The organism is Mycobacterium sp. P2_H7 (genome assembly GCF_056403275.1).
In genome coordinates this window covers 267,910-292,747 of record NZ_JBFUFU010000010.1, presented here as the reverse complement: position 1 = coordinate 292,747, position 24,838 = coordinate 267,910, and the positions used below count along the sequence as shown (strand labels likewise).

General features: G+C 68.3%; 25 protein-coding genes. 11 read left to right on the top strand and 14 right to left on the bottom strand.

The genetic code is table 11. From position 1 onward, the window contains the following. Positions 1-20 precede the first annotated feature (20 nt). Together AC1DY7_RS16765 and AC1DY7_RS16760 are read left to right on the top strand one after the other, a co-directional pair. On the top strand, positions 21-269 hold the full coding sequence (locus AC1DY7_RS16765) for a DUF2630 family protein (RefSeq protein ID WP_477494824.1): 249 nt from the start codon (positions 21-23) through the stop codon (positions 267-269). Positions 270-276: 7 nt separating this feature from the next. After that, positions 277-1,833 (top strand): phytoene desaturase family protein, encoded by a 1,557-nt coding sequence (locus tag AC1DY7_RS16760; protein WP_477494823.1) that lies wholly within the window; start codon positions 277-279, stop codon positions 1,831-1,833. Here AC1DY7_RS16760 and AC1DY7_RS16755 read toward each other — a convergent pair. From AC1DY7_RS16755 to pdxH, 7 genes are all read right to left on the bottom strand, one after another. Next, a complete protein-coding gene (locus AC1DY7_RS16755; RefSeq protein ID WP_477494822.1) occupies positions 1,822-2,238 on the bottom strand; it encodes a MarR family winged helix-turn-helix transcriptional regulator in 417 nt (138 codons plus the stop codon). The genes AC1DY7_RS16760 and AC1DY7_RS16755 overlap by 12 nt on opposite strands. Then, positions 2,231-3,652 carry an MFS transporter gene (locus AC1DY7_RS16750; protein ID WP_477495056.1) on the bottom strand — a complete coding sequence of 474 codons (1,422 nt, stop codon included), beginning with the start codon at positions 3,650-3,652 and terminating at the stop codon, positions 2,231-2,233. The genes AC1DY7_RS16755 and AC1DY7_RS16750 overlap by 8 nt, the downstream gene beginning before the upstream one ends. Before the next feature lie 132 nt (positions 3,653-3,784). Continuing rightward, positions 3,785-5,089 carry a citrate synthase gene (locus AC1DY7_RS16745; protein ID WP_477494821.1) on the bottom strand — a complete coding sequence of 435 codons (1,305 nt, stop codon included), beginning with the start codon at positions 5,087-5,089 and terminating at the stop codon, positions 3,785-3,787. Between the two features lie 51 nt (positions 5,090-5,140). Continuing rightward, positions 5,141-5,815 (bottom strand): TetR/AcrR family transcriptional regulator, encoded by a 675-nt coding sequence (locus AC1DY7_RS16740; RefSeq protein WP_477494820.1) that lies wholly within the window; start codon positions 5,813-5,815, stop codon positions 5,141-5,143. Beyond that, complete coding sequence (locus AC1DY7_RS16735; RefSeq protein ID WP_477494819.1) at positions 5,808-6,461, bottom strand: TetR/AcrR family transcriptional regulator; 654 nt, start codon at positions 6,459-6,461, stop codon at positions 5,808-5,810. The genes AC1DY7_RS16740 and AC1DY7_RS16735 overlap by 8 nt, the downstream gene beginning before the upstream one ends. Before the next feature lie 23 nt (positions 6,462-6,484). Next, positions 6,485-7,762, bottom strand: a complete 1,278-nt coding sequence (locus AC1DY7_RS16730; protein WP_477495055.1) for an MFS transporter — start codon at positions 7,760-7,762, stop codon at positions 6,485-6,487. Next, positions 7,759-8,400 (bottom strand): pyridoxamine 5'-phosphate oxidase, encoded by a 642-nt coding sequence (pdxH, locus tag AC1DY7_RS16725; RefSeq protein WP_477495054.1) that lies wholly within the window; start codon positions 8,398-8,400, stop codon positions 7,759-7,761. Before pdxH ends, AC1DY7_RS16730 begins: the two co-directional genes overlap by 4 nt. Before the next feature lie 103 nt (positions 8,401-8,503). On the opposite strand from pdxH, the gene AC1DY7_RS16720 reads away from it, so the two are divergent. After that, on the top strand, positions 8,504-9,619 hold the full coding sequence (locus AC1DY7_RS16720; protein WP_477494818.1) for a citrate synthase 2: 1,116 nt from the start codon (positions 8,504-8,506) through the stop codon (positions 9,617-9,619). Beyond that, positions 9,616-10,227: a maleylpyruvate isomerase N-terminal domain-containing protein gene (locus AC1DY7_RS16715; protein ID WP_477494817.1), complete on the top strand. Its 612-nt coding sequence runs from the start codon at positions 9,616-9,618 to the stop codon at positions 10,225-10,227. Before AC1DY7_RS16720 ends, AC1DY7_RS16715 begins: the two co-directional genes overlap by 4 nt. Here the strand turns inward: AC1DY7_RS16715 and AC1DY7_RS16710 are convergent. Beyond that, the gene (locus AC1DY7_RS16710) at positions 10,201-11,607 is read right to left on the bottom strand and encodes a cytochrome P450 (protein WP_477494816.1); all 1,407 of its coding nucleotides are present in this window, start codon (positions 11,605-11,607) and stop codon (positions 10,201-10,203) included. The two genes, AC1DY7_RS16715 and AC1DY7_RS16710, sit on opposite strands and share 27 nt — an antisense overlap. 251 nt (positions 11,608-11,858) lie before the next feature. Here AC1DY7_RS16710 and AC1DY7_RS16705 point away from each other — a divergent pair, with 251 nt between their 5' ends. Together AC1DY7_RS16705 and AC1DY7_RS16700 are read left to right on the top strand one after the other, a co-directional pair. Continuing rightward, a complete protein-coding gene (locus tag AC1DY7_RS16705) occupies positions 11,859-12,308 on the top strand; it encodes a VOC family protein (RefSeq protein ID WP_477494815.1) in 450 nt (149 codons plus the stop codon). A 116-nt stretch (positions 12,309-12,424) separates the two neighbouring features. After that, the gene (locus AC1DY7_RS16700; protein WP_477494814.1) at positions 12,425-15,484 is read left to right on the top strand and encodes a BTAD domain-containing putative transcriptional regulator; all 3,060 of its coding nucleotides are present in this window, start codon (positions 12,425-12,427) and stop codon (positions 15,482-15,484) included. Positions 15,485-15,488: 4 nt separating this feature from the next. Here the strand turns inward: AC1DY7_RS16700 and AC1DY7_RS16695 are convergent, their stop codons facing one another. Next, positions 15,489-17,162 carry an FAD-dependent oxidoreductase gene (locus AC1DY7_RS16695; protein ID WP_477494813.1) on the bottom strand — a complete coding sequence of 558 codons (1,674 nt, stop codon included), beginning with the start codon at positions 17,160-17,162 and terminating at the stop codon, positions 15,489-15,491. A gap of 10 nt (positions 17,163-17,172) precedes the next feature. After that, positions 17,173-18,174 carry an AurF N-oxygenase family protein gene (locus AC1DY7_RS16690; RefSeq protein ID WP_477495053.1) on the bottom strand — a complete coding sequence of 334 codons (1,002 nt, stop codon included), beginning with the start codon at positions 18,172-18,174 and terminating at the stop codon, positions 17,173-17,175. A 480-nt stretch (positions 18,175-18,654) separates the two neighbouring features. Between AC1DY7_RS16690 and AC1DY7_RS16685 the strand changes: the two genes are divergently transcribed. From AC1DY7_RS16685 to sepH, 3 genes are all read left to right on the top strand, one after another. Further along, on the top strand, positions 18,655-19,608 hold the full coding sequence (locus tag AC1DY7_RS16685) for a membrane protease subunit, stomatin/prohibitin (RefSeq protein ID WP_477494812.1): 954 nt from the start codon (positions 18,655-18,657) through the stop codon (positions 19,606-19,608). Between the two features lie 49 nt (positions 19,609-19,657). Next, positions 19,658-20,764, top strand: coding sequence for a phosphoserine transaminase (serC, locus tag AC1DY7_RS16680; protein WP_477494811.1), 1,107 nt, complete (start codon positions 19,658-19,660; stop codon positions 20,762-20,764). 65 nt (positions 20,765-20,829) lie between these two features. Continuing rightward, entirely contained in the window at positions 20,830-21,690 is an 861-nt protein-coding gene (sepH, locus tag AC1DY7_RS16675; protein WP_477494810.1) for a septation protein SepH, read from the top strand. A gap of 3 nt (positions 21,691-21,693) precedes the next feature. On the opposite strand, the gene AC1DY7_RS16670 is transcribed toward sepH, so the two are convergent. The 3 genes from AC1DY7_RS16670 to AC1DY7_RS16660 are packed head-to-tail and all read right to left on the bottom strand — an operon-like array spanning position 21,694 to position 23,212. Then, on the bottom strand, positions 21,694-21,966 hold the full coding sequence (locus AC1DY7_RS16670) for a DUF2537 domain-containing protein (RefSeq protein WP_477494809.1): 273 nt from the start codon (positions 21,964-21,966) through the stop codon (positions 21,694-21,696). Next, entirely contained in the window at positions 21,966-22,778 is an 813-nt protein-coding gene (locus AC1DY7_RS16665) for a TrmH family RNA methyltransferase (protein WP_477495052.1), read from the bottom strand. Before AC1DY7_RS16665 ends, AC1DY7_RS16670 begins: the two co-directional genes overlap by 1 nt. After that, positions 22,775-23,212, bottom strand: a complete 438-nt coding sequence (locus AC1DY7_RS16660; RefSeq protein WP_477494808.1) for an Rv0880 family HTH-type transcriptional regulator — start codon at positions 23,210-23,212, stop codon at positions 22,775-22,777. Before AC1DY7_RS16660 ends, AC1DY7_RS16665 begins: the two co-directional genes overlap by 4 nt. Before the next feature lie 44 nt (positions 23,213-23,256). On the opposite strand from AC1DY7_RS16660, the gene AC1DY7_RS16655 reads away from it, so the two are divergent. After that, entirely contained in the window at positions 23,257-23,526 is a 270-nt protein-coding gene (locus AC1DY7_RS16655) for a DUF2530 domain-containing protein (RefSeq protein WP_477494807.1), read from the top strand. Between the two features lie 9 nt (positions 23,527-23,535). Continuing rightward, positions 23,536-23,988: an SRPBCC family protein gene (locus AC1DY7_RS16650; RefSeq protein WP_477494806.1), complete on the top strand. Its 453-nt coding sequence runs from the start codon at positions 23,536-23,538 to the stop codon at positions 23,986-23,988. Here the strand turns inward: AC1DY7_RS16650 and AC1DY7_RS16645 are convergent. Beyond that, positions 23,985-24,788, bottom strand: a complete 804-nt coding sequence (locus tag AC1DY7_RS16645) for a DUF3027 domain-containing protein (RefSeq protein ID WP_477494805.1) — start codon at positions 24,786-24,788, stop codon at positions 23,985-23,987. The genes AC1DY7_RS16650 and AC1DY7_RS16645 overlap by 4 nt on opposite strands. Positions 24,789-24,838: the final 50 nt, after the last annotated feature.

Genomic DNA, 24,838 nt, shown 5'->3' with positions numbered 1-24,838 from the left:
TAGTCGGGCACACTGGCTCCATGGCCACTGATGCGGACATCCTCGCCGAAGTCAACAAGCTCGTCGCAGAGGAGCAGGAGCTGCGCACTCAACTGCAGCATCGCGAGATCGACGAATCGACCGAACACAAGCGCCTGCGCTCCCTGGAGGTGCAGCTGGACCAGTGCTGGGATCTGCTGCGCCAGCGGCGGGCGCTGCGTGAGTCCGGCGGCAATCCCGACGACGCCGCCGCGCGACCTGCCGACGAGGTCGAGGGCTACCTGGGCTGAGCGCGCGGTGGCTTACGCGCAGTACGACGTCGTCATCGTCGGGGGCGGACACAACGGTCTGGTCGCCGCCGGGTACCTGGCGCGCGCAGGCCGCCGGGTGCGACTGCTGGAGCGGCTCGACCACGTGGGCGGCGCCGCCGTCTCGGCTCACGCGTTCGACGGTGTCGACGCCCGGCTGTCCCGGTACTCCTATCTGGTCAGCCTGCTGCCAAAACGCGTCATCGACGATCTGGGCGCGCGGATCCGGCTGGCTCGCCGGCGGCATTCGTCCTACACCCCGGACCCGGCTACCGGCGGTTCCACCGGGCTGCTGCTCGGGTCGCGCAACACTTTTGATGTCATCGGCGCCCAGGCCGACGAGACCGGGTTCGCCGAGTTCTACCGCCGCACCGGGCTGATCACCACCGCACTCTGGCCGACGATGTTGCGGCCCTTGGAAACCCGGTCCGCTGCGCGGCGGCGGGTGCTGGCCGGTGGGGACGACGCGGCCACCGCGTGGCGCGAGATCGTCGAGGAGCCGATCGGGCACGCGATCACCGCGGCGGTGCGCAACGATCTGGTGCGCGGGGTGGTCGCCACCGACGCGCTGATCGGGACGTTCGCCTCCACCGATGATCCATCGTTGATCCAGAATGTCTGCTTCCTGTACCACCTGATCGGCGGCGGCACCGGGGACTGGGATGTGCCGATCGGCGGGATGGGTGCGGTCACCGGCGCGCTGAGCGCGGCGGCCAGCGCACACGGCGCCGAGATCACCACCGGTGCAGAGGTTTTCGCCATCACGCCGGACGGCCAGGTGCGCTACCGAGCCGACGGCCACGACCAGAATGTGTCCGGAATCCATGTGCTGGCCGGCGTGACGCCCACGGTGCTGGCGGGGCTGCTCGGCGAGCAGCCACCCGAGTCCGCGCCCGGGGCCCAGATCAAGGTCAACCTGATGCTGCGCCGACTGCCGCGGTTGCGCGACACCTCGGTCACCCCCGAGCAGGCGTTCGGCGGCACCTTCCACATCAACGAGACGCTGACCCAATTGGAGACCGCACACTCCGCCGCCGGCCGCGGCCAGGTGCCCGAACCCCTGCCGTGCGAGATCTATTGCCACTCGCTGACCGACCCGAGCATCCTGTCCCCGCGTCTGCGGGAGTCCGGCGCGCACACCCTGACGGTGTTCGGGCTACACACCCCGCACAGCCTGTCCAGCGGCGCCGACCCGGACCGCGCCCGCGACCGGTTGACATCCGCGGCCTTGGACTCACTGAATTCCGTTCTGGCCGAACCCATTCAGGATGTGATCGCCGAAGATGCGGCGGGCCGGCTGTGCATCGAGGCCAAGACCACCGCCGACCTGGACAAGATCCTGGGTATGACCGCGGGCAATATCTTCCACGGCGGCCTGGAGTGGCCATTCGCCGATGACGACGATCCGCTGGACACGCCCGCCCGGCGCTGGGGGGTGGCGACGGCGCATTCCCGAATCCTGTTGTGTGGATCGGGGTCCCGACGAGGCGGCGCGGTGTCCGGTATCGGCGGGCACAACGCGGCCATGGCAGTGCTAGAGAGTTAGCTTTCGCAAGATCAACTGCAGTGCAACCAGATCGGCGTCATCAAGCATCGCCAACGCCGCAGGCGCCGGATCCTGCACCGCTTCCACGGCTGCGGCCACTGCATGCCCCTCGTCGGTGAGCGAGACCACCTTGCAGCGCCGGTTCTGCGGGTTGATCTGCCGTAGCACCAGCCCGCGCTCCTCCAGATCATTGACGGCCACCGTCGCCGCGGGGGCGTCCATGGTGGCGGCCTCAGCCAGTTCCTTGACCGTCATCGGCGTGCGGGCCAGCCTGCGCAGCACCCGGATTCGGCTGAACGACAGACCTGAGCTGTCGATGACGGCGCGCTTCCAGTCGCCGCGGTTCTCGTGCACGAGCGCGGCCATCCGCTGCCACACCTCGTCGGCGAGCGCACTATCAGGCATGGGCCGCCACCTTCCCGTCGATCAGGGGCGCCAACCGCTGCGCGGAAGCCAACGCGCGTTGTGACGTGGACGTGAAGCTCAGCACGATGATGACCATGCCGAGCGCGACGCACACGAACCACAGCGGCCGGGCGGCACCCATGAAGTCCACCCCGGCGGACAGCAGCGTCGGCCCGGTCACCGAACCACACAGTGCCACACCGATACTCACTCCGATCTGACGGCTGGTACTGGTCACCGCCGAAGCCGCACCGGCCCGGTCCAGGGGCATCCCGCTGACCGCGGCGTTGGTGATCGGCGCGTTGACCATCGAGAAGCCGATGCCGAACACCGTGAACACCACCAGAAGTGCCCAGATGGGCGTCGTCGCCGTCAGGAAGGTCAGCAGGAAGGAGGCCAGCGTGATCAGCACACCCGCGGCCACCAGTGACGGCCGCGCGCCGTAGCGCCCCACCAACCGGCCCGACAACGGCGAGAACAGCAGCGCTCCGATGGCGATGGGCAGGTAGATCAGACCGGTGTGCATCGCCGAGAAGCCGCGCTCAGCCTGCAGGTACAGCGACATCATGAACAGGAACGCGCCCCAGGTGGAAAACGCGCAGATGGCGATCACCGTCGCCGACGCGAACGGGACGCTGCGGAAGAACCGAAGATCGATGAAGGGATCGTGGCGGCGCGATTCGAAGCGCAGGAACGCCGCGAAGGCCACCAGTGCCAGCACCGCCACCGTGATCACCCGTGGGTTCGTCCAGCCCATCGCGGGCCCCTCGATCAGCGCGAACACCACGCCGAACAGGAAGATGACCGCCAGCCCCTGGCCGATGGGGTCGACATTGCGCATGGTCGCCGATTTCGTCTCGGGCACGAAGAGCGCCGTCAGGATGATCGCGGCCGCGCAGATCGGCAGGTTGATCCAGAACACCGCCCGCCAGCTCACGTACTCGATGAGCAATCCACCCACGGTGGGGCCCAACGCCATCGAGATGCCGACCACCGCACCCCAGAAGCCCAGCGCCCGGGCCCGCTCCACCTTCCCGGTGAAGACCTGCGAGATGATGGACAGCGCAACAGGATTGAGCATCGATCCGCCCACGGCCTGCAGCAGCCGGGCGGCGATCAGGGTGTCGATACCCGGTGCCAAGCTGCACAACAGCGAGCCGACGGCGAACACCGTGAGCCCGATCTGGAAGATCCGGCGCCGGCCGAACCGGTCCCCCATGGCTCCGGACAGCATCAGCAGCGAGGCGAGCACCAGGGTGTAGATGTCCACCACCCACTGCAACTGCGCGGGGCTGGCCCCGAGGTCGGCCCGGATGGACGGGATCGCGACGTTGACGATGGTCGCGTCCATCGAGACGATCAGCAGGCTCAGGCAACACGACACCAGGACGACGGCTTTGCGCCGCGGGGTCAGCGAGCTGATGGTTTCATTCACACAACTATTGTGAAACTACAACCTTTACCTATGCAAACGCTGTCAGGCGAGCAGACAGAAACTCCCGCCTTTTCAGGTGAAAAGGCGGGAGTCTGTGTCTGCTCGCGAAAACTAGCTGCGGTTGTCGATCGCCGCGTAGTCACGCTCGGTGTAGCCGGTGTAGATCTGGCGCGGGCGGCCGATCTTGCCGGGCTCGGAATGCATCTCACGCCAGTGCGCGATCCAGCCGGGGAGGCGGCCGAGCGCGAACAGCACGGTGAACATGCGCGTCGGGAAGCCCATGGCCCGGTAGATCACGCCGGTGTAGTAGTCGACGTTCGGGTACAGCTTGCGCTCGATGAAGAAGTCGTCGGTCAGCGCGATCTCTTCGAGCTCCTTGGCGATGTCGAGCAACTCGTCGTTGACGCCGAGCTTGGCCAGGATCTTGTCGGCCTGCTCCTTGACGATGCGCGCACGCGGGTCGTAATTCTTGTAGACCCGGTGCCCGAAGCCCATGAGCTTCACGCCTTCTTCGCGGTTCTTGACCTTCTTGACGAAGGTCTGCACGTCGTCGTCGCCGTCCTTGATCTTCTGCAGCATCTCCAGCACGGCCTGGTTGGCGCCGCCGTGCAGCGGGCCCCACAGCGCGTTGATGCCACCGGAGATCGAGGTGAACAGGTTGGCCTGCGAGGAACCGACCAGCCGCACCGTCGACGTCGAGCAGTTCTGCTCGTGATCGGCGTGCAGGATGAACAGCATGTCCAGGGCCCGGACGATCTCGGGATCCAGCTCATAGGGTTCGGCCGGGAAGCCGAACGTCATCCGCAGGAAGTTCTCGACCAGGGTCAGCGAGTTGTCCGGGTACAGGAACGGCTGGCCGACCGACTTCTTGTAGGCGTAGGCCGCGATGGTCGGCAGCTTGGCCAGCAACCGGATGGTCGACAGCTCGACCTGCTCCTTGTCGAGCGGATCCAGCGAATCCTGGTAGTAGGCACTCAAGGCGTTGGCCGCCGAGGACAGCACCGGCATGGGGTGCGCGTTGCGCGGGAAGCCGTCGAAGAAGCGTTTCAGATCCTCGTGCAGCATGGTGTGCCGCTGGATCTGGGTGGTGAACGCTTCGAGCTGCTCGGTGGTGGGCAGCTCGCCGTAGATCAGCAGGTAGCTGACCTCGATGAAGGTCGACTTCTCGGCCAGCTGCTCGATCGGGTAACCGCGGTAGCGCAGGATGCCGGCGTCACCGTCGATGTAACAGATCGAGCTCTTGGTGGACGACGTGTTGACGAACCCGCCGTCGAACGTCGTGTAACCCGTCTTTGCGAGCAACGAACCGAGCGCGATGCCGTCGGAGCCCTCGGTGGCGCGGACGATATCCAGGTCCAACGAGCCACCCGGATACGACAGGGTCGCTTTTTGGTCAGGGCTGGAGTTTTCGGCCACTGGAACCCCTTCTGTGGTCGTGGGCTGAGCGTCAGTACTGGACGGTAGTCGCTAACGTTGCGGCCCGCTTGCGTGGGGTACCACGTGACGGACCGGCTCCGGTGCCGTTTCCCAGGATCGGCGGAATGTGTCGAAGGCCGCCGATAAACGTTCACACAGCACCCCCGACTCGATCGGCGGTTGCCCCGGCAGCCCGAGCCCGGCGAACGACGACGAGAACAACAAGGTCCAGACGTCGGCGACGAGCGCCACCATCGGGTCGGACAGCCGAACTCCGAGCCGCTCGGCGATCGCCTCCACCGACGTGCCGGTGTGGCGCTGCTTGAAGGCGAACGGCGACGTGGTCATGGAGGTGGCGCCGTTCACGATCGAGATGAGCACCGCCATCCGGGTGAAGGCCGGCGACTCGTGGCCGCTGCGACGGGCGAAGATCTCCAGGTGCGCGCGCAGCAACGCCTCATAGGCGGTGATGCCGGCGGGTTGACGCCGCAGTGCTTCGGTGACGTAGTCGTCCATGTCATCGGCCAGGGCGGCGACCACGTCGGCCTTGGTCGGGAAGTAGCGGCTGAAGGTGCGCGGGGAGACATCGGCGGCCGCCGCGATCTGCTCGACGGTCGTGTTGTCGAACCCCTGGCGCTGGCACAGCTCGGCCGCCACCGCCACCAGAGTCGCGCGCGTCTTGAGTTTCTTGCGTTCCCGCAGGCCCGCTCCGACGTACTCAGACATTCGCCGCCACGTCGAGGTCCGCGACGAACTCCGCCGTATCGATGCAGGCCTGATTCAGCCGTTCGACCATGAGCAGCGGCCCAAGCCGGCCGTGCTCGGTATCGCGGACCAGGTCACCGCACGCGGCGACGATGATCGTCGAGAACACCGACACCCCGAGCAGCAGCCGGCGGTCATCGACGGGCACCTCCATCCGGTCGGCGAGCAACGCGATCACCTTCGGATGCTTGAACTCGAAGGCACCCTGCTGCAACACATCCGACCCGTTGATGATCCGCAGCATCAGCACGATGCGGTCCTTGGTGAGCCGGCCGACGGTCTCCCCCTCCACCCGGGTGAGCACCTCTACATGCGCCGCGCGCAGGGCTTCCACCGGTCCCAGGTGCCGCGGCAGCTGCGCGATCTCCACGGCGACCTCGTCGGCGAGGTCTTCGATCAGCGTGAGGAAGACGGCTTCCTTCGTGGCGAAGTAGCGGCTGAACGTCCGCGCCGACACCTCGGCCTGCGCCGCAATCTGGTCGACAGTGGTGTGCTCGTAACCCTGCCGCAAACACAAGTCCAGCGCAGCGTCGATCAACGTCACGCGGGTTCGCTGTTTCTTGCGCTCACGCAGGCCGAGATCGGTGACCGCCCTGTCATCAGCCATTACTGGATGGTAACTCCCGGTCATCACTCATCCTGGCTATACGCCCGCACCCGATATCGCACGAATGCCGGACCGGCCAGGGCGGCCACCACCACACCGATCACCACCAGCAGGCCGCCGCCGGCCGCAGCCACCGTCGTTCCCATTGCCGCCGCGGCCCCGCCGTGGGCCACATCGGCGATCCGTGGACCGCCCGCCACGACGACGGTGAACACACCCTGCAAACGACCGCGCAGTTCGTCGGAGGCCGCCTCCTGCAGGATGGTCGACCGGAACGCCGCCGACACCATGTCGGCCGCACCGCCCAGCGCCAGGAACGCCAGCGCAATCCACAGCATCACGCCGGCAGTGCCGTGCGCGGCGCCCGCGGCCAGCCCGAACCCGAGCATCGCGACCCCCCAGACGACGATGCACACCACCACTGTCAGGCCCTGTCTTCGGATTCTGGGCAGCCACCCGGAGAACACCCCGCCGGCCACCGCGCCGACCGACATGGCCGCGGCCAGCAGCGCCATCGTGGTGCCGCCCTCGACCGGCCCGCCGAAGCTCTCGTGGGCCATCTGCGGGAACAACGCCCGGGGCATCCCGAAGATCATCGCGATCAGGTCGACGACGAACGACATCAGCACCACCTGGTTGCCTGCCAGGTAGCGGAAGCCCTCGAGCACGGCGCGGAAACCGAACTTGCCCGTGCCATCGCCGGTGCCACTCGGTGGCATCTTCGCGAGCCGCACCGTCGCCCAGATCGGCAGGATGCAGGTGACGGCGTCGATCAGGTACAGCGTCGACAGGTCGACGAAATGCAGCAGCACCCCGGCCAGCAACGGGCCGACGATGGCACCGAACTGCATCACCGTCATGTTCAGCGAGTTGGCCGCGGGCAGCTGCTCGGCGGGCAGCATCCGCGGGATCGCGGCCGCGCGGGTGGGCGAGTTGACGGCGTAGAACACCTGCTGCAGCGACAGCAGGCACAGCACCACCCATACGTTGTTCATGGCCAGCGCGGCCTGCAGCCACAACAGGACCGACGAGGCGGCCAGCCCGATGGCGGTGATGATCAGCAGCAGCCTGCGGTCCATCGCGTCGGCCCACGCGCCGCCCCACAAACCGAAGACGATCAGGGGCACCAGTGCGAACACACCCGACAACCCGACGTAGGCGGAGCTCTGGGTGAGTGCGTACAGCTGGACGGGGACCGCGAAGATGGTCAGATTTCCGCCGATGACGGTGACGATGCCGGCCAGCCACAACCGCCGGAAGTCCGGGGTTTTCAGCGGTGTGGTGTCGGCGAACAGCTTCAGGGCTGGAGCCGCTCGACGCGGCCCGATGTCACCCGAATCCTGTTGTGTACCCGGTTCTCCCGGCCCTGCCAGAACTCGACGACCTCAGGCGCGATCAGGTACCCGCCCCAGTGCGGGGGCACCGGGACGGTCTCCTGGTCGGCGAACCGGGCGGTCACCTCGTCGAGCTGATCGAGCAGCGCGCGGCGCGACTCGATCGGCTGCGACTGGTGCGACGCCCACGCTCCCAACTGGGATCCACGCGGACGCTTGCTCCAGTAGTCGGCCGTAGCCTCGGCGGACACCTTGGTCACCGACCCTCGGACATGGACCTGGCGTCCCAACCCGTACCAGGGGAAGGTCACCGAGGCGTACGGCGTCTCGGCGAGCTGCTCGCCCTTGGCGGAGTCGTAATTGGTGTAGAAGCTGATCCCGGTTTCGTCCACGCTCTTGCACAACACCGTCCGCGTCACCGGCCTTCCCCGCTGATCGACGGTGGCCACCACCATGGCGTTGGCTTCGGACAATCCGGCCGCCCAGGCCTCGGAGATCCAGGTACGCAACAGCGTCAGCCACCCCGTGGAGGCGTCCGCGCCGAGCCAGTCGGCATCCAGGTCGGCGCTGCCGTCCTTCTCCACGGAGCCGTATTCGACGCGCATCGCGGCCAGGTCCTGATCATCTGGTCTGCTCACGCGGCAACGCTACGCCTGCGGGCTGACACCGGCACGCGGTCACCGTCCGGACGGGTGTAACAATTCGCGTATGACCGTTCCGGAGAATTTCGTCGCCGGGTTGGAAGGCGTCGTCGCGTTCACCACCGAGATCGCCGAGCCCGACAAGGACGGCGGCGCACTGCGCTACCGCGGCGTCGACATCGAAGATCTGGTGACCAAGCACGTCACGTTCGGCGACGTGTGGGCCCTGCTGGTCGACGGCGAGTTCGGCCGCGGGTTGACCCCCGCCGAGCCGTTCCCGCTGCCCATCCATTCCGGTGACGTCCGGGTCGACGTGCAGGCCGGGCTCGCCATGCTCGCCCCCATCTGGGGCTACGCCCCGCTGCTGGACATCGACGATCAGACCGCCCGCGACCAACTGGCCCGCGCCTCCGTGATGGCGCTGTCCTACGTGGCGCAGTCCGCCCGCGGTATCAGCAGGCCGGCCGTCCCGCAACGGACCATCGACGAATGTGACACCGTCACAGGACGTTTCATGACCCGTTGGCAGGGCGATCCGGATCCGCGCCATGTCGAGGCCATCGATGCCTACTGGGTGACCGCCGCCGAGCACGGGATGAACGCCTCGACGTTCACCGCCAGGGTGATCGCCTCCACCGGTGCCGACGTGGCGGCATCGCTGTCGGGCGCGGTGGGTGCGATGAGCGGGCCGCTGCACGGTGGCGCTCCTGCGCGGGTGCTGCCGATGATCGAGGAAGCCGAGCAGACCGGCGATGCCCGCGCCGTGGTGCGGGGCATCCTGGATCGCAACGAGAAGCTGATGGGATTCGGGCACAGGGTCTACCGGGCCGAGGATCCCCGGGCCAAGGTGTTGCGCGCGACGGCGCAACGGCTGGCCGCCCCGCGCTTCGAGGTGGCCGCCGCGCTGGAACAGGCCGCGTTGGCCGAACTGCGGGAGCGCCGCCCCGACCGCGCCATCGAGACCAACGTCGAGTTCTGGGCCGCGGTCATGCTGGACTTCGCGCAGGTGCCCGCCCGGATGATGCCCGCCATGTTCACCTGCGGGCGCACCGCCGGCTGGTGCGCGCACATCCTGGAGCAAAAACGCCTCGGCAAGCTGGTACGCCCCGCAGCCATCTACGTCGGACCCGAACCACGCTCACCGGAGGCCGTTCCGGGCTGGGAGAGCGTGCGCACGTCGTGACCGTGTTCGCCTCGGCGGCAACGGCTTTCGCCGCGCTGGTGCATCGCCTGCCCGACCGCTGGGACGGGCCGGGGTTGGGCGACTGGGATCTTCGCGCCCTGGTCGGGCACACCTCACGATCGCTGATCACCGTCAGCACCTACGTCCAGGCTCCCGCGGAGCGGGCGGACATCGGTGATGCCGTCGAGTATTACGTCCGGATGCGCGCCTACGCAGCAGATCTCGGTGCGGCCGACGTCCTCGAACGTGGCCGCCAGGCCGGTCGCGACCTGGGCTCCGACCCCGCCGCCTCGGTCGACGAACTGGCGGCCCGGGCGCTGGCCGATGTCGAGGCCGCGACCGCGGGCGGCGCGGATCCGCTCATCGCGGTCATCGGTGGATTGGGCATCCCGCTGAGCGCCTACCTGCACACCCGGATCTTCGAGTTGGTGGTGCACGGACTGGACATCGCCCGCGCCACGGGAGTCGAATTCGTCGTGCCCGCGGATGCGCTCGCCGATGCCACCGTGCTGGCGACGCGGGTCGCCCTGGCCCTGGGGCACGGCGCCGCCGTGCTCGAAGCCCTGACCGGTCGGGCGTCCTTACCTGCCGGCTTCTCGGTGACGTAGGCCGACGCCGCCCCCGTAGGCGAAGCTGCGCCGCCAGGACACCCTGGCCCAGATGGGCGCACCGGCCACCATGGTGAACGGGGTCGCCACCGGGAAAACGTCGTCACTGGACCGGATTTCGGTGCTGCGCAAGATGGTCGCCAGGGCCAAGGTGGCTTCCAGCATGGCGAAGTGCTCGCCGATGCAGGACCGCTGCCCCGCACCGAACGGCAGGTACTGCCACCGATCCATCGCCTTGGCCGCCTCCGGCCGGAAACGCTGAGGATCGAAGAGCTGCGGCCATTCCCACAACGCCGGATCACGCTGCACCGCATAGGTTCCGAACAACAGCAACGTACCGGCCCGCACCCGGTAGCCGTCCACCTCGATGTCGCGCATCGCCCGCCGGGCCGCGCCGGGCGCCGGGGGGCACAGCCGCAATGCCTCGTGCAGTACCTGCACGGTGTAACCGAGCTGGTCGACGTCCGCGGGCCCGAGTTCGCGGTCGCCCAACTCGGCCGCCTCCGCCCGGACGTTCTCCTGCATCTCCGGATAGCGGCCCAGCTGCCAGAGCGCGTAGGTCAGCGCCGTCGCAGTGGTGTCATGCCCGGCGGCGATGAACACGATGAGCTCATCCCGGATCTCGGCATCGGTGAGGCCCTGACCGGTCTCCGGATCGGTGGCCGCCATCAATGCCCGGACCAGGGGCGCGTCGATCTCGGGATCTTCGCGGCAGGCCTTGAGCACGTCCTCGGCGAGGGTGCGCAAGGTGGCGGCCGCGGCCCGGGCCCGGTTTCGCGCGGGGGTGGGCAGCCACCGGGGTGTGCGGACCGGGGACGCCGCACGGTTGGCGATGTAGATCAGTACGGTGCGCAGCGGATTGTCGACCGCGTCCGAGCGCCGGTCCAGGTCCACACCCAGCACCGCCCGGCCCAGGGCGCGCATGGTGAGTTTCCGGCACTCCTTGTCCAGGTCGATTCGTGAGCCCTCCGACCAGCCGTCCACCACCGACTGCGCGGCCTGCGCCATATCCCTGGCGAAGGTTTGCACATGCTTCTTGGTGAACACCGGCTGTACCGCGCGCCGGCGGGGCAGCCACTCGTCGTGCATCAGGTCGAACAGGTTGCCGCCGAGCACGTACTGCATCTCCTGGTGCAAGGTCGCCTTGTCGACGTACTCGCTACTGCGCCCGAGGATGTCGTGGCCGCCCTGCGGCGAGGTCGCGACCACCACCTCCGGCATCAACCACCGCGGTGCCATCTTCAGCCGCGTCACCGGGCCGCCCGAGTCTCGCAACACCTCGAACCCCGTGTTGAAGCTGCGCAGCGCGCGCAGTTTCGCCCGGTACGACAGCGGGTTGAGCGGCGCCTGCGGTAGATCCTCGACCGGGATGTTGCCCATGAAAACAGTTTCGTGGGGGTCCCGCCGGCGCCATAGCGTAGTCGACTACCTGTATTCGCACTCCCGTCGCTTCGCTCGCCCCAGAATCCACTCCCCGTCGCTTCGCTCGCCCCAAGAATCCACTCCCCGTCGCTTCGCTCGCCCCAAGTTTGTCGGTGCGCAGTGGTTTCATGAGCCCGTCCGCGATGAGATCCGCCGACCCGGCTGGTCTGTATCGTCGTCCGCCCACTGCCCCTTTGGAGGAGAAACCCATGGCCATCGAAATCGTCCCCGCCGTGATCCCGCACCTCGTCGTCGACGACGCGGCCGCCGCCATCGATTTCTATGTCAGAGCCTTCGGCGCCACCGAATTGGGCCGGGTGCCCGGACCGGACGGCAGGCTGGTGCACGCCGCGCTCACCATCAACGGCTCCACCGTGATGCTCAACGACGATTTCCCCGAGTACAACGACGGCAAGTCGCAGTCACCGGCGGCGCTCGGTGGCTCGCCGGTCACCATCCACCTGACCGTCACCGATGTCGAGTCCAGCTTCGCCAAGGCCGTCGACGCCGGCGCCGAGGTGGTCATGCCACTGGAAGACCAGTTCTGGGGTGACCGCTACGGCCTGGTGAAGGATCCGTTCGGCCATTCCTGGTCACTGGGGCAGCCGGTGCGCGAGGTCAGCCCGGAGGAGATCGCGGAGGCGATGCAGGCGCAGTAATCCACTCGAGCGCTCCCAGGAAATCCACAGTTTGCCCGCGGGTCAATTCGACACTGCCGCTGAGCGATTCGTCAGCCCCACAACCGGGCGTCCTCGGCGGTATCGTCTGACCAATTATGTCCAATCGCCAGCGGTCCGGTGACACGGTCGAGTACTGCCTGTCCGGGGTGGTCGCGGCACGTGTCGGTGGGACGACGGTGCCGTTGGGCGGACCGAAACAGCGCTGCGTGCTGGCGGTGCTGTTGGTCCACCACGGCACCGTCGTCAGCATCGATCGCCTGATCGACGCGATCTGGGCCGACGAGGCACCGGCGAAGGCGCTCACGTCGCTGCGGTCCTATGTCGCCAACCTGCGCAAGGTGCTCACGCCCGCCACCGAAGACGGGACCGCCCGGCTCGCCTCGCGCCCCAACGGCTACCAGCTGAACCTGCTCCCCGGCGATTCGGTGGACCTGCACGAATTCGAGGCACTGGTTCTCACGGGCCGGGCACAACTTGTCGGCGCCGATGCCGACGGCGCGTTCGTCTCCCTGAGTCGTGCGCTCGAACTCTGGCGCGGCGACCCGTTCGGCGAATTCCTCTACCGCGACTTCGCTATCCCAGAAGCCCGGCGCTACAGCGCATTACACACCACCGTCATCGAGGCCCGCTTCGACGCCGCGGTCCAGCACGGCCGGGGCGGGCAGATCATCCCGGAGATCGAGGCCGCGGTGGCCCACGATCCGCTGCAGGAACGGCTCTGGGGTCACCTCATGTCGGCGTTGTCGCAGGCCGGCCGCCCCGCGGATGCGGTGCGGGCGTTCGACCGCGTCGGCGCGATCCTCAAACGGGAACTGGGGGTGCGCCCCGGCGAAGGACTGCAGACGCTGTTCGAGAAGATCAGCGACGGATCCGTCGACCCACTGGGTTCCCCCGCCCCGCCTGCGCCCGAGATGCCGCGGCCACCGCTCTACATCGGCCGGGACTCGGCAACCGAATCGGTGACGGCGGCGGTGAACCGCATCCGGGTGGGCACCGGTGGACTGACGCTCGTCACCGGTGAGAGCGGTATCGGCAAGACGTCCCTGGCCCAGGCCGTGGCCGACCGGGCCGGCGATGTTCAGGTGGTGTGGGCCGGCCACCCCACCGGGATCAGGCTGCCACTGATGTGGACATGGATTCAGGTCCTGCGCCAACTCGGCGCCGACATGGGTCCCGCGGGACGTCAGGTCCTGCGTCGCGCGGCACCCGGCGTCGTCGATGCGCTGGTGCCGGAGTGGGGCACCGACGGTGCCGTCGACGGACTGCCGCAGCCGCCCGCGATAGCGGCCACGGGTTTCGCCCTGGCCGAAGGGATCGCCACCGCCCTGCGCGAACTGTCGGCGCTGCGTCCGCTGCTGCTGATCCTCGACGACCTGCATCACGCCGACACCACGTCGTTGGAGGCGCTCAGCCTGCTGGCCGCTCAACTGCCGCGGATACCCATCCACGTGCTGGGCAACTGGACCTACTTCGGAGCCGACCGCCCGATCAACCGCAAAGCGCTGACCCGGCTGCTGCATTCCAGCAACACCGCGACGGTCGCGCTCGGTGGGATCGACCGCATCGCCGCGCACCAGCTGATCGACACGATCGCCGGTGCACCCATCCCCATCGAGATCACCGAGTCCGTGTGGCGGGCGGCCGGCGGAAATCCCTTCTACATCAAGGAGATCGCACACGGACTCGGTGCCGACGAACGCAGCGACGGGGTACCCGAAGCCGTGCTCGGCGTGGTGGGCCGCCGCCTGAGCGCACTGGACCGGGCCACCCGGCGCACCCTCGGGGCAGCCGCGGTGATCGGCCCGGCGTTCGACGTCGCCGCGCTGGCCGACGTCGTCGACCTCTCGGTGTCCGCCGTGCAGACCCGGCTGCGGCCGGCCTTCGAAACCGGACTGCTCGACGAGGTGCCGCGGCACCCCGGCGCCTACCGATTCAGCCACGGATTGGTGCGCGACGCCGTGCTGGCCCATCTGGCGACGACCGAACGCACCGGCGTACATGCCGCCATCGCCACCACCCGCGCCGCCGCCATCGCCACCGATGCCTACGAGGATGCGATCGCCGCAGCCGACCATGCATGGCTGGCCGGAACCGCACTCAATCCCGATGTCGCACTGGAGATCAGCGAGACCGTCATCCAGCGGGCGTTGACCCGCTCGGCCTACGAGGACATCGCCGTGCTGGCCCAGCACGCGCTCCAGATCGCCGCTCGACTGCCCGCCAAGCCCGACTACCTGGAGCGCCAAGCCACCCTGTGGATGCACCTCGCCACCGCCAAGGGCATCCTCGAAGGCCAGACCAGCAGCGCCGTCACCCACGCCGTCGCCCGGGCGTTCGAGATCGGCGAACAGGTCCGGGGCCGCAGTTTCTACAGCGCGGTCGCCTTCCAGTGCTTCGCCCGAATCGGCATGGGCCACACCGAAGAAGCGGCCGTCATCGCCAACGCCCTGCGCGAGCAGTACCTGCGTTCCGGCGATCCGGATGCCGGCCTGGCCAGTGACTTCACGCAGGTGATGGTGTATTTCATCCGCGGTGACAACGACGCGGCGGTCGCCACCGGCGAGCACATGATGACGAACTTCCCGCCGCCCGAAACCGTCACCGACCCCCTGCACTTCGTCCATCCGCGGGTGTACTGCTGGATGGCGATCGCCGAGGCGCAGCGCGGCGACACCGAGGCGATGGACCGATACCGCAGGCTGGCAAGACAACTGGCGCAGAGTCGCGGCGACATGTTCAACATCCTGGCTTCCGAGCTGGCCGAGGTGGAATGCGCGGCGATCCTCGGGATCACCGCGGGCACCGCGGTGGCCGCCGCCGAGGTCGACCGCAAGCTGTGCGCCGCAGGTGCCCAGCAGTGGGGAGCCTGCGCCCGCATCATCAGCATCTGGGCCGACGTGCTCGAGTCCGGCAACGACGGTGCCGCAACCGCATTCGAGGCGTTCGACGAGTTCGCCAGTGACGGATCGGTGGCGATGCACGGGCTGTTCCTGGCCCTGCTCGCCGACATCGAACAACGCGCCGGCCGCCTCGCGTCGGCACGCGACATCCTGGCCCGCGCCCGCACCCTGGCCGACACCACCGGCGAGCATTCGTGGGACGACTTCATCGCCCGCCGGGTGGACGCCATGACGGCACTTCAGCCCGGCGCCTGACCGATCAGCGCCGCAGACCGGCCAGGATGCGTTGTCCGATGGTGGGTTTGGGCACCGCCGCGGCGGCAGCCAGCATCTCGTCGACTCGGGTGAACTTGTCCCGCGGACGATCGTCACCGCCGCGCGCGACCTCCGCCGCGTCGATGGCACGCCAGCCCGCGGCGTCAACGACCGCGGGCCGGCGGCTTCGGACCAGCTTGTCCAGCGCGCCGGGCTTGTGGGCCCGGTCGCCGAGCTGTCCTCGGTTGTAGTCCTCTACCAGGTTGTGCACCGTCTGGGCCGCACACGACTTGTTGGTGCCGATGAAGCCGGTGGGACCGCGCTTGATCCAGCCGGCCACGTAGCTGCCGGGTACTGGTACCCCGGCGTCGAGCACCCGGCCACCGTCATTGGGTACCACGGCGGTGGCCTCGTCGAAGGGCAGGCCCGCGATTGCCTTGCCGCGGTAGCCGATCGACGTCAACACCATGCCGGTGTCCAGCGTGCGCCGGGCGTCCGAACCGGTGACACCGAACTCGATGGCGGATACGCGGCCCTCCCCCAGCACCCGTTGCGGGGTCAGTTGGTAGGCCAACCGGATCCGTGGCCGCGTGGTCGGGGCCGAACCGTCGGCCAGCTTGGACAGGATCTCCAGTTTGTTGCGGGTCAACGGGTCCGACTCGTTGGCGAGGTCGCGGATCACCAGATCGTGATCGGCCGCGTCCAGCACCACATCGCAGGTCGAGGTCAGCCCGATCAGTTCGGGCAGCGTGAACGCCGACTGCGCGGGTCCGCGCCGGGCCGCGATCACCACTTCCTGAACCTTGGAGCGGCGCAGCGCGGCCAGGGCGTGATCGGCGATATCTGTGCGCGCCAAGGCATCCGGGTCCGTCGTCAGCACGCGGGCCACGTCGAGCGCGACGTTGCCGTTGCCGACGATGACCACCCGCTCATGACTGAGGTCGACCGGCAGGCCGACGAAATCGGGGTGCCCGTTGAACCACGCCACCACCTCGGTGGCGGTGGCGGTACCCGTCAGGTCCATCCCGTCGATGTCCAGGCGCCGATCGTTGGGCGCCCCGACCGCGTAGAGCACGGCGTGGTGGTGTTCCAACAACTCCGCGTGGGTCAGGTGCGTGCCCACTTCGACGTTGAGGAAGAACGTGAATCCGGTTTGGCGCGTCATCCGGTCGAACAGCCGGGTGACGCGTTTGGTGCTCTGATGGTCCGGCGCCACCCCGGCCCGGACCAACCCGTACGGCGTGGGCAGCTTCTCGAAGACGTTCACCCGGACCCCTCGCTGGGTGAGCAACTCGTCGGCTGCATACATCGCCGCCGGGCCGGAACCGACGATCGCCACGGTGAGCGGATCACCGCTGCGCGGAAACACCTTCGGCGCCTCCAGCACCGGCGCCAGCTTCGACGTCGGCGGCAGTTTGCCCTCCCGCTTGGGATAGAACGCCGCGTTCAACTCGATGAACGGCAGCTGGTTCTCGGTGAGCCGGGTGTCGGGCCCGATGGCGCCGACCGGACACGCACTGACACACGCACCGCAGTCCACACACGCATCGGGATCGATGTAGAGCATCTCCGCCGTGGCGAAACCAGGCTCGTCCGGGGACGGGTGGATGCAGTTCACCGGGCAGGCGTAGACACAGGACCCGTCGCTGCAACACGACTGGGTGATCACATGGGGCATGACGCCGACGCTAGGCGACCGAGACCAGATGCTGGCGTTGCGGCTCGCTGCGGTAACGGCTGGGGCTGCCGTTGATCCGACAGATCCGCCACACCAGTTTGGCCAACGGGTTCATCAATCCGCTGTCATGCGCCAGCATCCGCACGTCACCGAACATGTCGCGCAGCATCTGCCGCGACTCCGGCGACTTGAAGAAGATGTCCTTGCGCACCGAGCGCGGGATGTCGAACTTCTTCCAGAAGGTGCGCGGCGGCACGATGATGGCCGAGCACAGGATGCGCATCACGACGGGCACGTAGATGGACAGCACAAAGCGCTTGCGCCAAGACAATTCGGGAACCCGCTTACGCAGGTACTCGTGGGCGAACGAGATGTGGCGGGCCTCTTCGGCCACGTGGATCGCCATCACCCGTTCCATGATCGGATGCAGCGTCTTGCCCTCGCGCAGCACGTTCTTCTGCGTGTGGTCGATGGGCTCCTCGCCGGCGAGGATGCCGAACCAGAACGGAATGGGCAGCGGGCCGGCCACCAGTGGGATGGCGGGCTGGACCCACTTCAGCAGGCGCGGCATGCCCGGCACGTCGGCGCCGATGCGATTGACCATCTCCTGGAACATCAGGGTGTGGTTGCACTCTTCGACCGCCTCATGCAGGCAGTACCGGTATTCCGGCGAGCCGTTGGGCGTCCAGAAGGCGTACTCCATCAGGCCACGGATCAGGATGGACTCGAAGTGCAGGCCGACCTTGGCGACGTTGGCCTGGCGCCACATGCCGATCTCGATCTGGCGCTCCAGCGACTGCGCCTGGTACCAGGCGTGCGAGCCGATCGGATCGGTGGCGGGCAGAACCCACCGCTCGTCGTTGGGGATCACGGCAAACTCCGGTGAGTCCCACTCGATGTCCTTGTACGGGTTGAAGTTCCGCCGCACCGAACCCTCGGACAGGGTGTTGAGCATCTCGACGTACTGAGTGTCCTCGGTGACGTCCATGTTCTTGCGCCAACGCCGGATCATCTTCGTTCTAGCCACTGGAATCCCTCCATGAGGTTTACATCGAACGGCCTCTTGTCTAGACGGTACCGCAGGTATCGAGTAAAAGTCCATCTTCGGAACCGAGAATTTGCTGCGATTCGAGTCGATATCCGCCATTGAGGTGCAATACCGTCAGGCATAGATTGCTGCGCACGCGACACCGACCGGCGCGACGGTCGTTATCGCCCATTTCCAGCGGCTACGGCGGCCGACGGGAACGCCTCGCGTCGGTCGGGAATTACCCACTCGTGCGGCCAGTTCAAACCTCGGACCACGGCACAGCGCAAAGGCGGCGACCAGGGCCCGGGAGCCCCGCGGCGGCGACTGCCGGGAAGGGCCTCCGCCAGCCGGCCGCGGTGGCGTGAGAGCAACTCACCCGACGCACCTGCACCGCAGACGGCGCGCAATGCAGAACCGGTGGCTACACTCCCAGCTGTCTCACAGCACCGACAAAGGATGCGGATGGTCGTCAATCGCAAGGTCAAGGGTCTGGTGGTCGGTGCCGTACTGGTCGTCGGCGTGCTGATCTCAGGCACCGTGCTGTCCAGTTGCGCCACCCAGGTCGGCCCGGGCCAGACCGCCATCAAGGTGGACGACTATCTACTCATCCCGGCGGACCCCAAGGTCGACGGCTGCATCGACCCGGAGACGTCGGCGTTCAACCCGCCGGGCGGGTTCAAGGCCTATCGGTACCCGTCGCGCCAGATCAGCTGGGACGCGACCGGCAGTCCCGATTCCGAAGCCGAACCGACCATCGTGGTGTCGAACGCGACCGCCCCGGCCGAGCTGCGGGTTCCCGTCGTCATCACCTTCGACCTGACCACCGACTGCGGCATGTTGATGGACTTCCATCGCGACTTCGGCACCAAGTACCAGGGCTGGCTGGACAACGAAGGCCTGGTCACCCCCGGATGGGTCAATCTGTTGCGCTACGTCATCGGCCAACCCGCCGAGCAGGTGCTCATCAGCGTCGCCCAGAAATACACCTGGCGCGAGATCTGGAACGACGAGAAAGTCCGGATCGAATTCCAGAACGCGCTGCGCGACGCGCTGCCCGGCGCCTCCCGGGCCCGCACCGACGGACGCGAGTTCTTCACCAACTTCCAGGTGACGGTCATGAAGCCCGATCCGGTGGAAGCGGGACTCAAGGACGCGATCATCGCCGAGCAGAAGGCCATCGCCGACGCCAGGGCCGCCGAGGCCAAGGGCGTCGCCGACGCCAACGCGGCCCGCGCCAAGGCCGAAGCCGACAAGGCGACCGCGCAGGCACAGACCGAACTGGCCCGCCAGCGCGCGCTGCAGAAGCAGGCCGAGATCGCCGGTTACCCGGACGTCGACGCCTACCTTCGGGCCATCGCAATCGAGAACGGCCAGAACCCGTTCCAGCCGACCTACGTGGTGCCTCAGGCCCCCTGAGACGCACCGGCCGTCAATCCGGTTGCCGCGGGCCGATAATCTGAACCCCATGGCTGAACTGACGATCCCCGCCGATATCAAGCCGCACGACGGGCGCTTCGGGTGCGGACCGTCCAAGGTGCGCCCCGAGCAGCTGGCCGCCCTGGCCGCCGCGGGCGACCTGTTCGGCACCTCCCATCGGCAGGCGCCGGTCAAGAACCTGGTGGGCCGGGTTCGCGACGGGCTGCGCCAGCTGTTCGCCCTGCCCGACGGCTACGAGATCGTTCTCGGCAACGGCGGTTCCACCGCGTTCTGGGATGCCGCCGCCTTCGGCCTGGTCGACAAGAAATCGCTGCACCTGACCTACGGCGAGTTCAGCGCGAAGTTCGCCTCCTGCGTCGCCAAGAACCCGTTCGTCGGGGACCCGATCATCATCAAGACCGACCCCGGCACCGCCCCGGAGCCGACCTCGGACCCGTCCGTCGACGTCGTCGCGTGGGCACACAACGAGACCTCTACCGGCGTCGCCGTGCCGGTGCAGCGGCCCGCGGGTGACGCGCTGGTGCTCATCGACGCCACCTCGGCGGCCGGTGGGCTGCCCGTCGACATCGCCGACACCGACGCCTACTACTTCGCCCCGCAGAAGAACTTCGCCGGTGACGGCGGCCTGTGGATCGCGGCGTTGTCGCCGGCCGCGCTGGCCCGCATCGAGGCGATCGCCGCGACCGACCGCTGGGTGCCGGACTTCCTGTCGCTGCCCATCGCGGTCGAGAACAGCCTCAAGAACCAGACCTACAACACCCCGGCCATCGGCACGCTGATCCTGCTCGCCGAGCAGATCGACTGGCTGCTGGGCAACGGCGGACTGGACTGGGCCGTCAAGCGGACCGCCGACTCGTCGCAGCGGCTGTACTCGTGGGCCGAGTCGTCGGCGTTCGCCACCCCGTTCGTCGCCGACCCGGCGCTGCGGTCCCAGGTGGTCGGCACCATCGATTTCAACGACGACGTGGACGCGGCCGCCGTCGCCAAGGTGCTGCGCGCCAACGGGATCGTCGACACCGAGCCCTACCGCAAGCTGGGCCGCAATCAGCTGCGGGTGGCGATGTTCCCGGCCGTCGATCCCGAGGACGTCAGTGCTCTGACGGCATGCGTGGACTGGGTCGTCCAGAATCTCTGAGTCGGGGCTGCGTGTCCGCCCGGTAACGGCGGGATAACGCTGTAGGGTCCACGCAGGAGGTCAGTATGCGCGAACTCAAGGTCGTCGGGCTGGACGTGGACGGCAAACGCCTGATCTGCGAGGCGGCTGACTCCGCCGACAAATTCGTCATTCGGGTGGATAACCGGTTGCGCGCAGCAGTGCGCGGCGACAAGGCCACCACCAACCAGACCGAGCTCGAGGTCGAGGTGCCGACAACGTTGCGGCCCAAGGAGATTCAGTCTCGAATCCGGGCCGGCGCCTCCGTCGAACAGGTCGCCTCCATCACCGGCGCCGACGCCGAACGGGTGCGGCGGTTCGCCAACCCCGTGCTCCTGGAGCGCGCCCGTGCAGCGGAACTGGCCACTGCGGCGCACCCGATCCTGGCCGACGGCCCGGCGGTGCTGACGCTGCTGGAGACCGTCACCTCCGCGATGATCTCGCGCGGCCTGGACCCCGACGCCACCAACTGGGACGCCTGGCGCAACGAGGACGGCCGCTGGACCGTGCAGCTCGCCTGGACCGCGGGCCGGTCGGACAACACCGCGCACTTCCGGTTCACCCCCGGCTCCCACGGCGGCACAGTGACCGCGTTCGACGAGCGGGCCGCGGAATTGATCGACCCGAACTTCAGCCGCCAGCTGCGCACCGTCGCGCCGGTCGCCCAACTCGACTTCGCAGCGACGCCCGTCCACGTCCCCGTGCCGGTGCCGGTGCCTGCCCCGGTCGTCATTCCGGAGCCCGCCCCGGCTCCCGTGCCCGCCGCCGTGGTGGAGCCGCGGCCGGAGGCCGAACCGCAGCCCGTCGCGCCGGCACCCAAGCCGGCCCGCACCCGCAAGGCCCGCGCGACGGTGCCTGCCTGGGAAGACGTGCTGCTGGGCGTGCGTTCCTCGGGCACCCAGCGCTGAGTCTCAGCCGGCGAGCAGCGCGAGCAGGGCAACCCAGCCGACGGCCACGCCGACGCCGGAGCCCAGCACGAACCAGCGCCACACCGGCCGGTTGCGCCAGCCCCACACCGTGGGCGCCAGGCCGCCGACGGCTACCAGGTTGAGCCCGACGGTGAGCAGCGGATGTACCCGCGTCAGTCCGACGCTGAGCACGATGATGGCCGCGGCGGTCAGCGCTGCGACGAAGCCGGCGACGGTCAGGCCGGTTCCCCAGGGAGTGGTCGTCTCGCCGGACATCAGGCCAGCCTAGCCCGCTCGTAGAAGGCCAGCGCCGCGGCAGTGGCGACGTTCAGCGAGTCGGTGCCGCGCGCCATGGGGATGCGCACCCGGACGTCGGCGGACCGCATGGTGTGTTCGGCCAGCCCGGGCCCTTCGGCGCCCACCAGGATGGCGACCTTGTCCTCGGTCAGGCCCGCCATGGCCACGGCCAGGGTGTCCACGGCGGGGTTGGGGGTCATCGCGAGAACCCGGAAACCGTTGTCGCGCAGGGTATCCAGATCGTGCGGCCAGGACGGCGCCCAGGCGTAGGGCACCAGCAGCGCGTGCCCCATCGAGACACGCACCGCGCGCCGGTACAGCGGGTCGGCACATCCGGTTCCGAACAGGACCGCGTCGACGTCGAGGCCGGCCGCATTGCGGAAGATCGAGCCGAGGTTCTCGTGGTCGTTCACGCCTTCGAGCACCGCGATGGTGCGGGCGCCGTCGAGCACCTCCTGGACCGTCAACTCCGGCGGGCGCGGTGCCGCGGCGAGCACACCGCGGTTGAGGTGGAAGCCGATGGCCGCCGCCATCACCTCGGCGCCGGCCCGGTAGTAGGGCACGTCCACGCCCGCCAGGTCGGCCGTCAGTTCGCTGAGCCTGCGGTCGGTGCCCAGCAGCGCCCGCGGGGTGAACCGGGAGGCGAGCATGCGCTGCACCACCAGCACGCCCTCGGCGATCACCAAGCCCTTGCCGCTGGGCAGGTCGGGCCTGCGGTCGACGCTGTTGAGGTCGCGGAAATCGTCCAGACGCGGATCGGCCGGATCCACGATGTCGATGACGTCGGTCAGTTCGCCGAACCTTCGTCGACGATGGCGAGCATGAGATCCGCGGCGTCCAGCAGGGTCTGACGCTGTTCGGGCGTCAGCTCCGCCAACCGCTGCTGCAGCCATTCGCGGCTGGCCTTGCGTTCGGCCTCCAGCAGGTCGGTACCGGCCGCCGAGATGGCCACCAGCACCTGCCTGCGGTCATCCGGGTGCGCCGAGCGATCGACGAAGCCGAGGTCCACCAGGGAAGCAATGACCCGCGTCATCGACGGCGGCCGGACCCGCTCACGGATGGCCAGCGCGCCGGGCGTCATCGGCCCTTCCTTGGCCACCGTGGACAGCGCGGAAAGTTGCGACAGCGACACCGGCGAGTCGGGACGGCGGAAGCGCAACTGCCTGGCCAGCCTGATCACGGCCAACGACAGATCGCTCGACAACCTGGAGTCGACGTCTGTCACAGGGCAAGACAATACCCAGAGGACATCGACTAGGTTGTGAGGCGATGTCAGACGACACGCCAGGTGCCCCGCACGAGCCGCCCGCATTACCGGCCAGGCTCCTCGAACCGGCGCCGGTCATCATCGCGATCGCGGCCGGCTGGCTCGTCGCGGTCGTCCTGGCTTTCACCGTTCCCGGCCTGCACGACTGGCGGCCGATCACCGTCGCCGGGCTGGCGGTCGGGGTGCTCGGCACCTCGATCTTCCTGCTGCAGCTGCGCTCCGCCCGTCGCGGCGACCGCGGCGCGCAGCGCGGACTCGTCAACGAAAACTGAAGGAGCGCAGTGGGTTCCCCGTTACTCCAGGCCCAGATCGACATCGACGCCCCGGTCGCAACTGTCTGGGCGCTGGTCTCGGATCTGCGCCGGATGCCGCAATGGAGTCCGCAGTGCCGTGTCATGAAGGTCCTCGGACGCACTCGCGTCGGCGCCAAGGCGATCAACCTGAACCGCCGCAACAAGATGTTCTGGCCGACGACGTGCACCGTCACCGAGATCGACCCGGAACGCAAACTGCAATTCCGGGTGGACCTCAACGCGATGGTGTGGAGCTATGAACTCGAAGCCGTCGAGGGTGGCACCCGGCTGATCGAGAGCCGGCGCGCCCCGGAGGGGTTCAAGACGGTGCCCACCATGTTGGTCGACAAGTTCATGGGCGGGGTGCCCAGCTTCGAACAGGAACTGGTCGCCGGGATGAACGAGTCGCTGCAGCGGATCAAGGCCGCGGCGGAGCGTTAAGACCCGGCCGGGCTTTCGGCCACGTCGAGCACGCCGTCGTCGAACGGGTCGAACAGCGGCGACCCCGTGCCGGCCGGAGCCGGAGTATCCGAATGTGCACCGCAGCCGTACTCGCTGTCGACCACCCGGCCGTCGGCGGACATCTCGTTCCCGCAGACCCCGAAGACGGTGCCCAACGACCCCGCCAGCGGCAGATAGAACCCGCATTCGCGGCACAACCGGCGGGTGGCCCGTGCCATCGCCGACCCCGGCCCGAAGTCACCGTCGTGCCAGCGTTGCGCGGCGTCGAGGCGGCCGTCGAGGCTGAGCACCTGGCGGCGGCCGAGACCGATCTCGCCGGCCACCTCGTCCTGCTCGTCGTCGCCGCTGGACATGTACCCCGGCACCAGCCGCGGATCGTCGGTGAGCGGGGCCAGCAGGTCTCCGGGGCTCAGGTCGCCCGGGCGGACGCGCTCGTCCCATGGCACCCACTGGGGCGCCAGCAGCGCGGTGGGACCGGGCACCAAGACGACCTCGCTGATGGTGACGTGATCGGCGCCCGGATAACCGGCCACCACCACCGCCCACTGCCAGCCCTGGTAGCCGTGCTGCACCGCCAGGAAGCGGTGCGTCGCCGCAGCCGGGTCGTCGAACACCGAGCCCAGGTACTCGTCGACAGCGTCGGCGCCACTGAACTCCTCGATCGCCGCGCGGGCGGCGTCGACCGCACCGAGCAGCAGGGCTTCGAGCTCAGGTGACCGCTCCACCTGCGGCTCGGCCTGTTCGGTGACTTCGGCGACCGGGTCCGTTGCTGTGTCCATCGCGTTCATTATGACCTAGGCGTATTCGGCCTGCCCAGCCCCCGACAGCC

What these genes read in the sequence shown, in the direction of transcription:
- sepH (WP_477494810.1), top strand. Translation starts at nt 20,830, where the DNA reads ATGCGCGAACTCAAGGTCGTCGGGCTGGACGTGGACGGCAAACGCCTG.
- AC1DY7_RS16740 (WP_477494820.1), bottom strand. Translation starts at nt 5,815, where the DNA reads ATGTCTGAGTACGTCGGAGCGGGCCTGCGGGAACGCAAGAAACTCAAG.
- AC1DY7_RS16720 (WP_477494818.1), top strand. Translation starts at nt 8,504, where the DNA reads ATGACCGTTCCGGAGAATTTCGTCGCCGGGTTGGAAGGCGTCGTCGCG.
- AC1DY7_RS16685 (WP_477494812.1), top strand. Translation starts at nt 18,655, where the DNA reads ATGGTCGTCAATCGCAAGGTCAAGGGTCTGGTGGTCGGTGCCGTACTG.
- AC1DY7_RS16645 (WP_477494805.1), bottom strand. Translation starts at nt 24,788, where the DNA reads ATGGACACAGCAACGGACCCGGTCGCCGAAGTCACCGAACAGGCCGAG.
- AC1DY7_RS16655 (WP_477494807.1), top strand. Translation starts at nt 23,257, where the DNA reads ATGTCAGACGACACGCCAGGTGCCCCGCACGAGCCGCCCGCATTACCG.
- serC (WP_477494811.1), top strand. Translation starts at nt 19,658, where the DNA reads ATGGCTGAACTGACGATCCCCGCCGATATCAAGCCGCACGACGGGCGC.
- AC1DY7_RS16705 (WP_477494815.1), top strand. Translation starts at nt 11,859, where the DNA reads ATGGCCATCGAAATCGTCCCCGCCGTGATCCCGCACCTCGTCGTCGAC.
- AC1DY7_RS16710 (WP_477494816.1), bottom strand. Translation starts at nt 11,607, where the DNA reads ATGGGCAACATCCCGGTCGAGGATCTACCGCAGGCGCCGCTCAACCCG.
- AC1DY7_RS16700 (WP_477494814.1), top strand. Translation starts at nt 12,425, where the DNA reads ATGTCCAATCGCCAGCGGTCCGGTGACACGGTCGAGTACTGCCTGTCC.
- AC1DY7_RS16755 (WP_477494822.1), bottom strand. Translation starts at nt 2,238, where the DNA reads ATGCCTGATAGTGCGCTCGCCGACGAGGTGTGGCAGCGGATGGCCGCG.
- AC1DY7_RS16765 (WP_477494824.1), top strand. Translation starts at nt 21, where the DNA reads ATGGCCACTGATGCGGACATCCTCGCCGAAGTCAACAAGCTCGTCGCA.
- pdxH (WP_477495054.1), bottom strand. Translation starts at nt 8,400, where the DNA reads ATGCGCGTCGAATACGGCTCCGTGGAGAAGGACGGCAGCGCCGACCTG.
- AC1DY7_RS16735 (WP_477494819.1), bottom strand. Translation starts at nt 6,461, where the DNA reads ATGGCTGATGACAGGGCGGTCACCGATCTCGGCCTGCGTGAGCGCAAG.
- AC1DY7_RS16690 (WP_477495053.1), bottom strand. Translation starts at nt 18,174, where the DNA reads ATGATCCGGCGTTGGCGCAAGAACATGGACGTCACCGAGGACACTCAG.
- AC1DY7_RS16695 (WP_477494813.1), bottom strand. Translation starts at nt 17,162, where the DNA reads ATGCCCCATGTGATCACCCAGTCGTGTTGCAGCGACGGGTCCTGTGTC.
- AC1DY7_RS16670 (WP_477494809.1), bottom strand. Translation starts at nt 21,966, where the DNA reads ATGTCCGGCGAGACGACCACTCCCTGGGGAACCGGCCTGACCGTCGCC.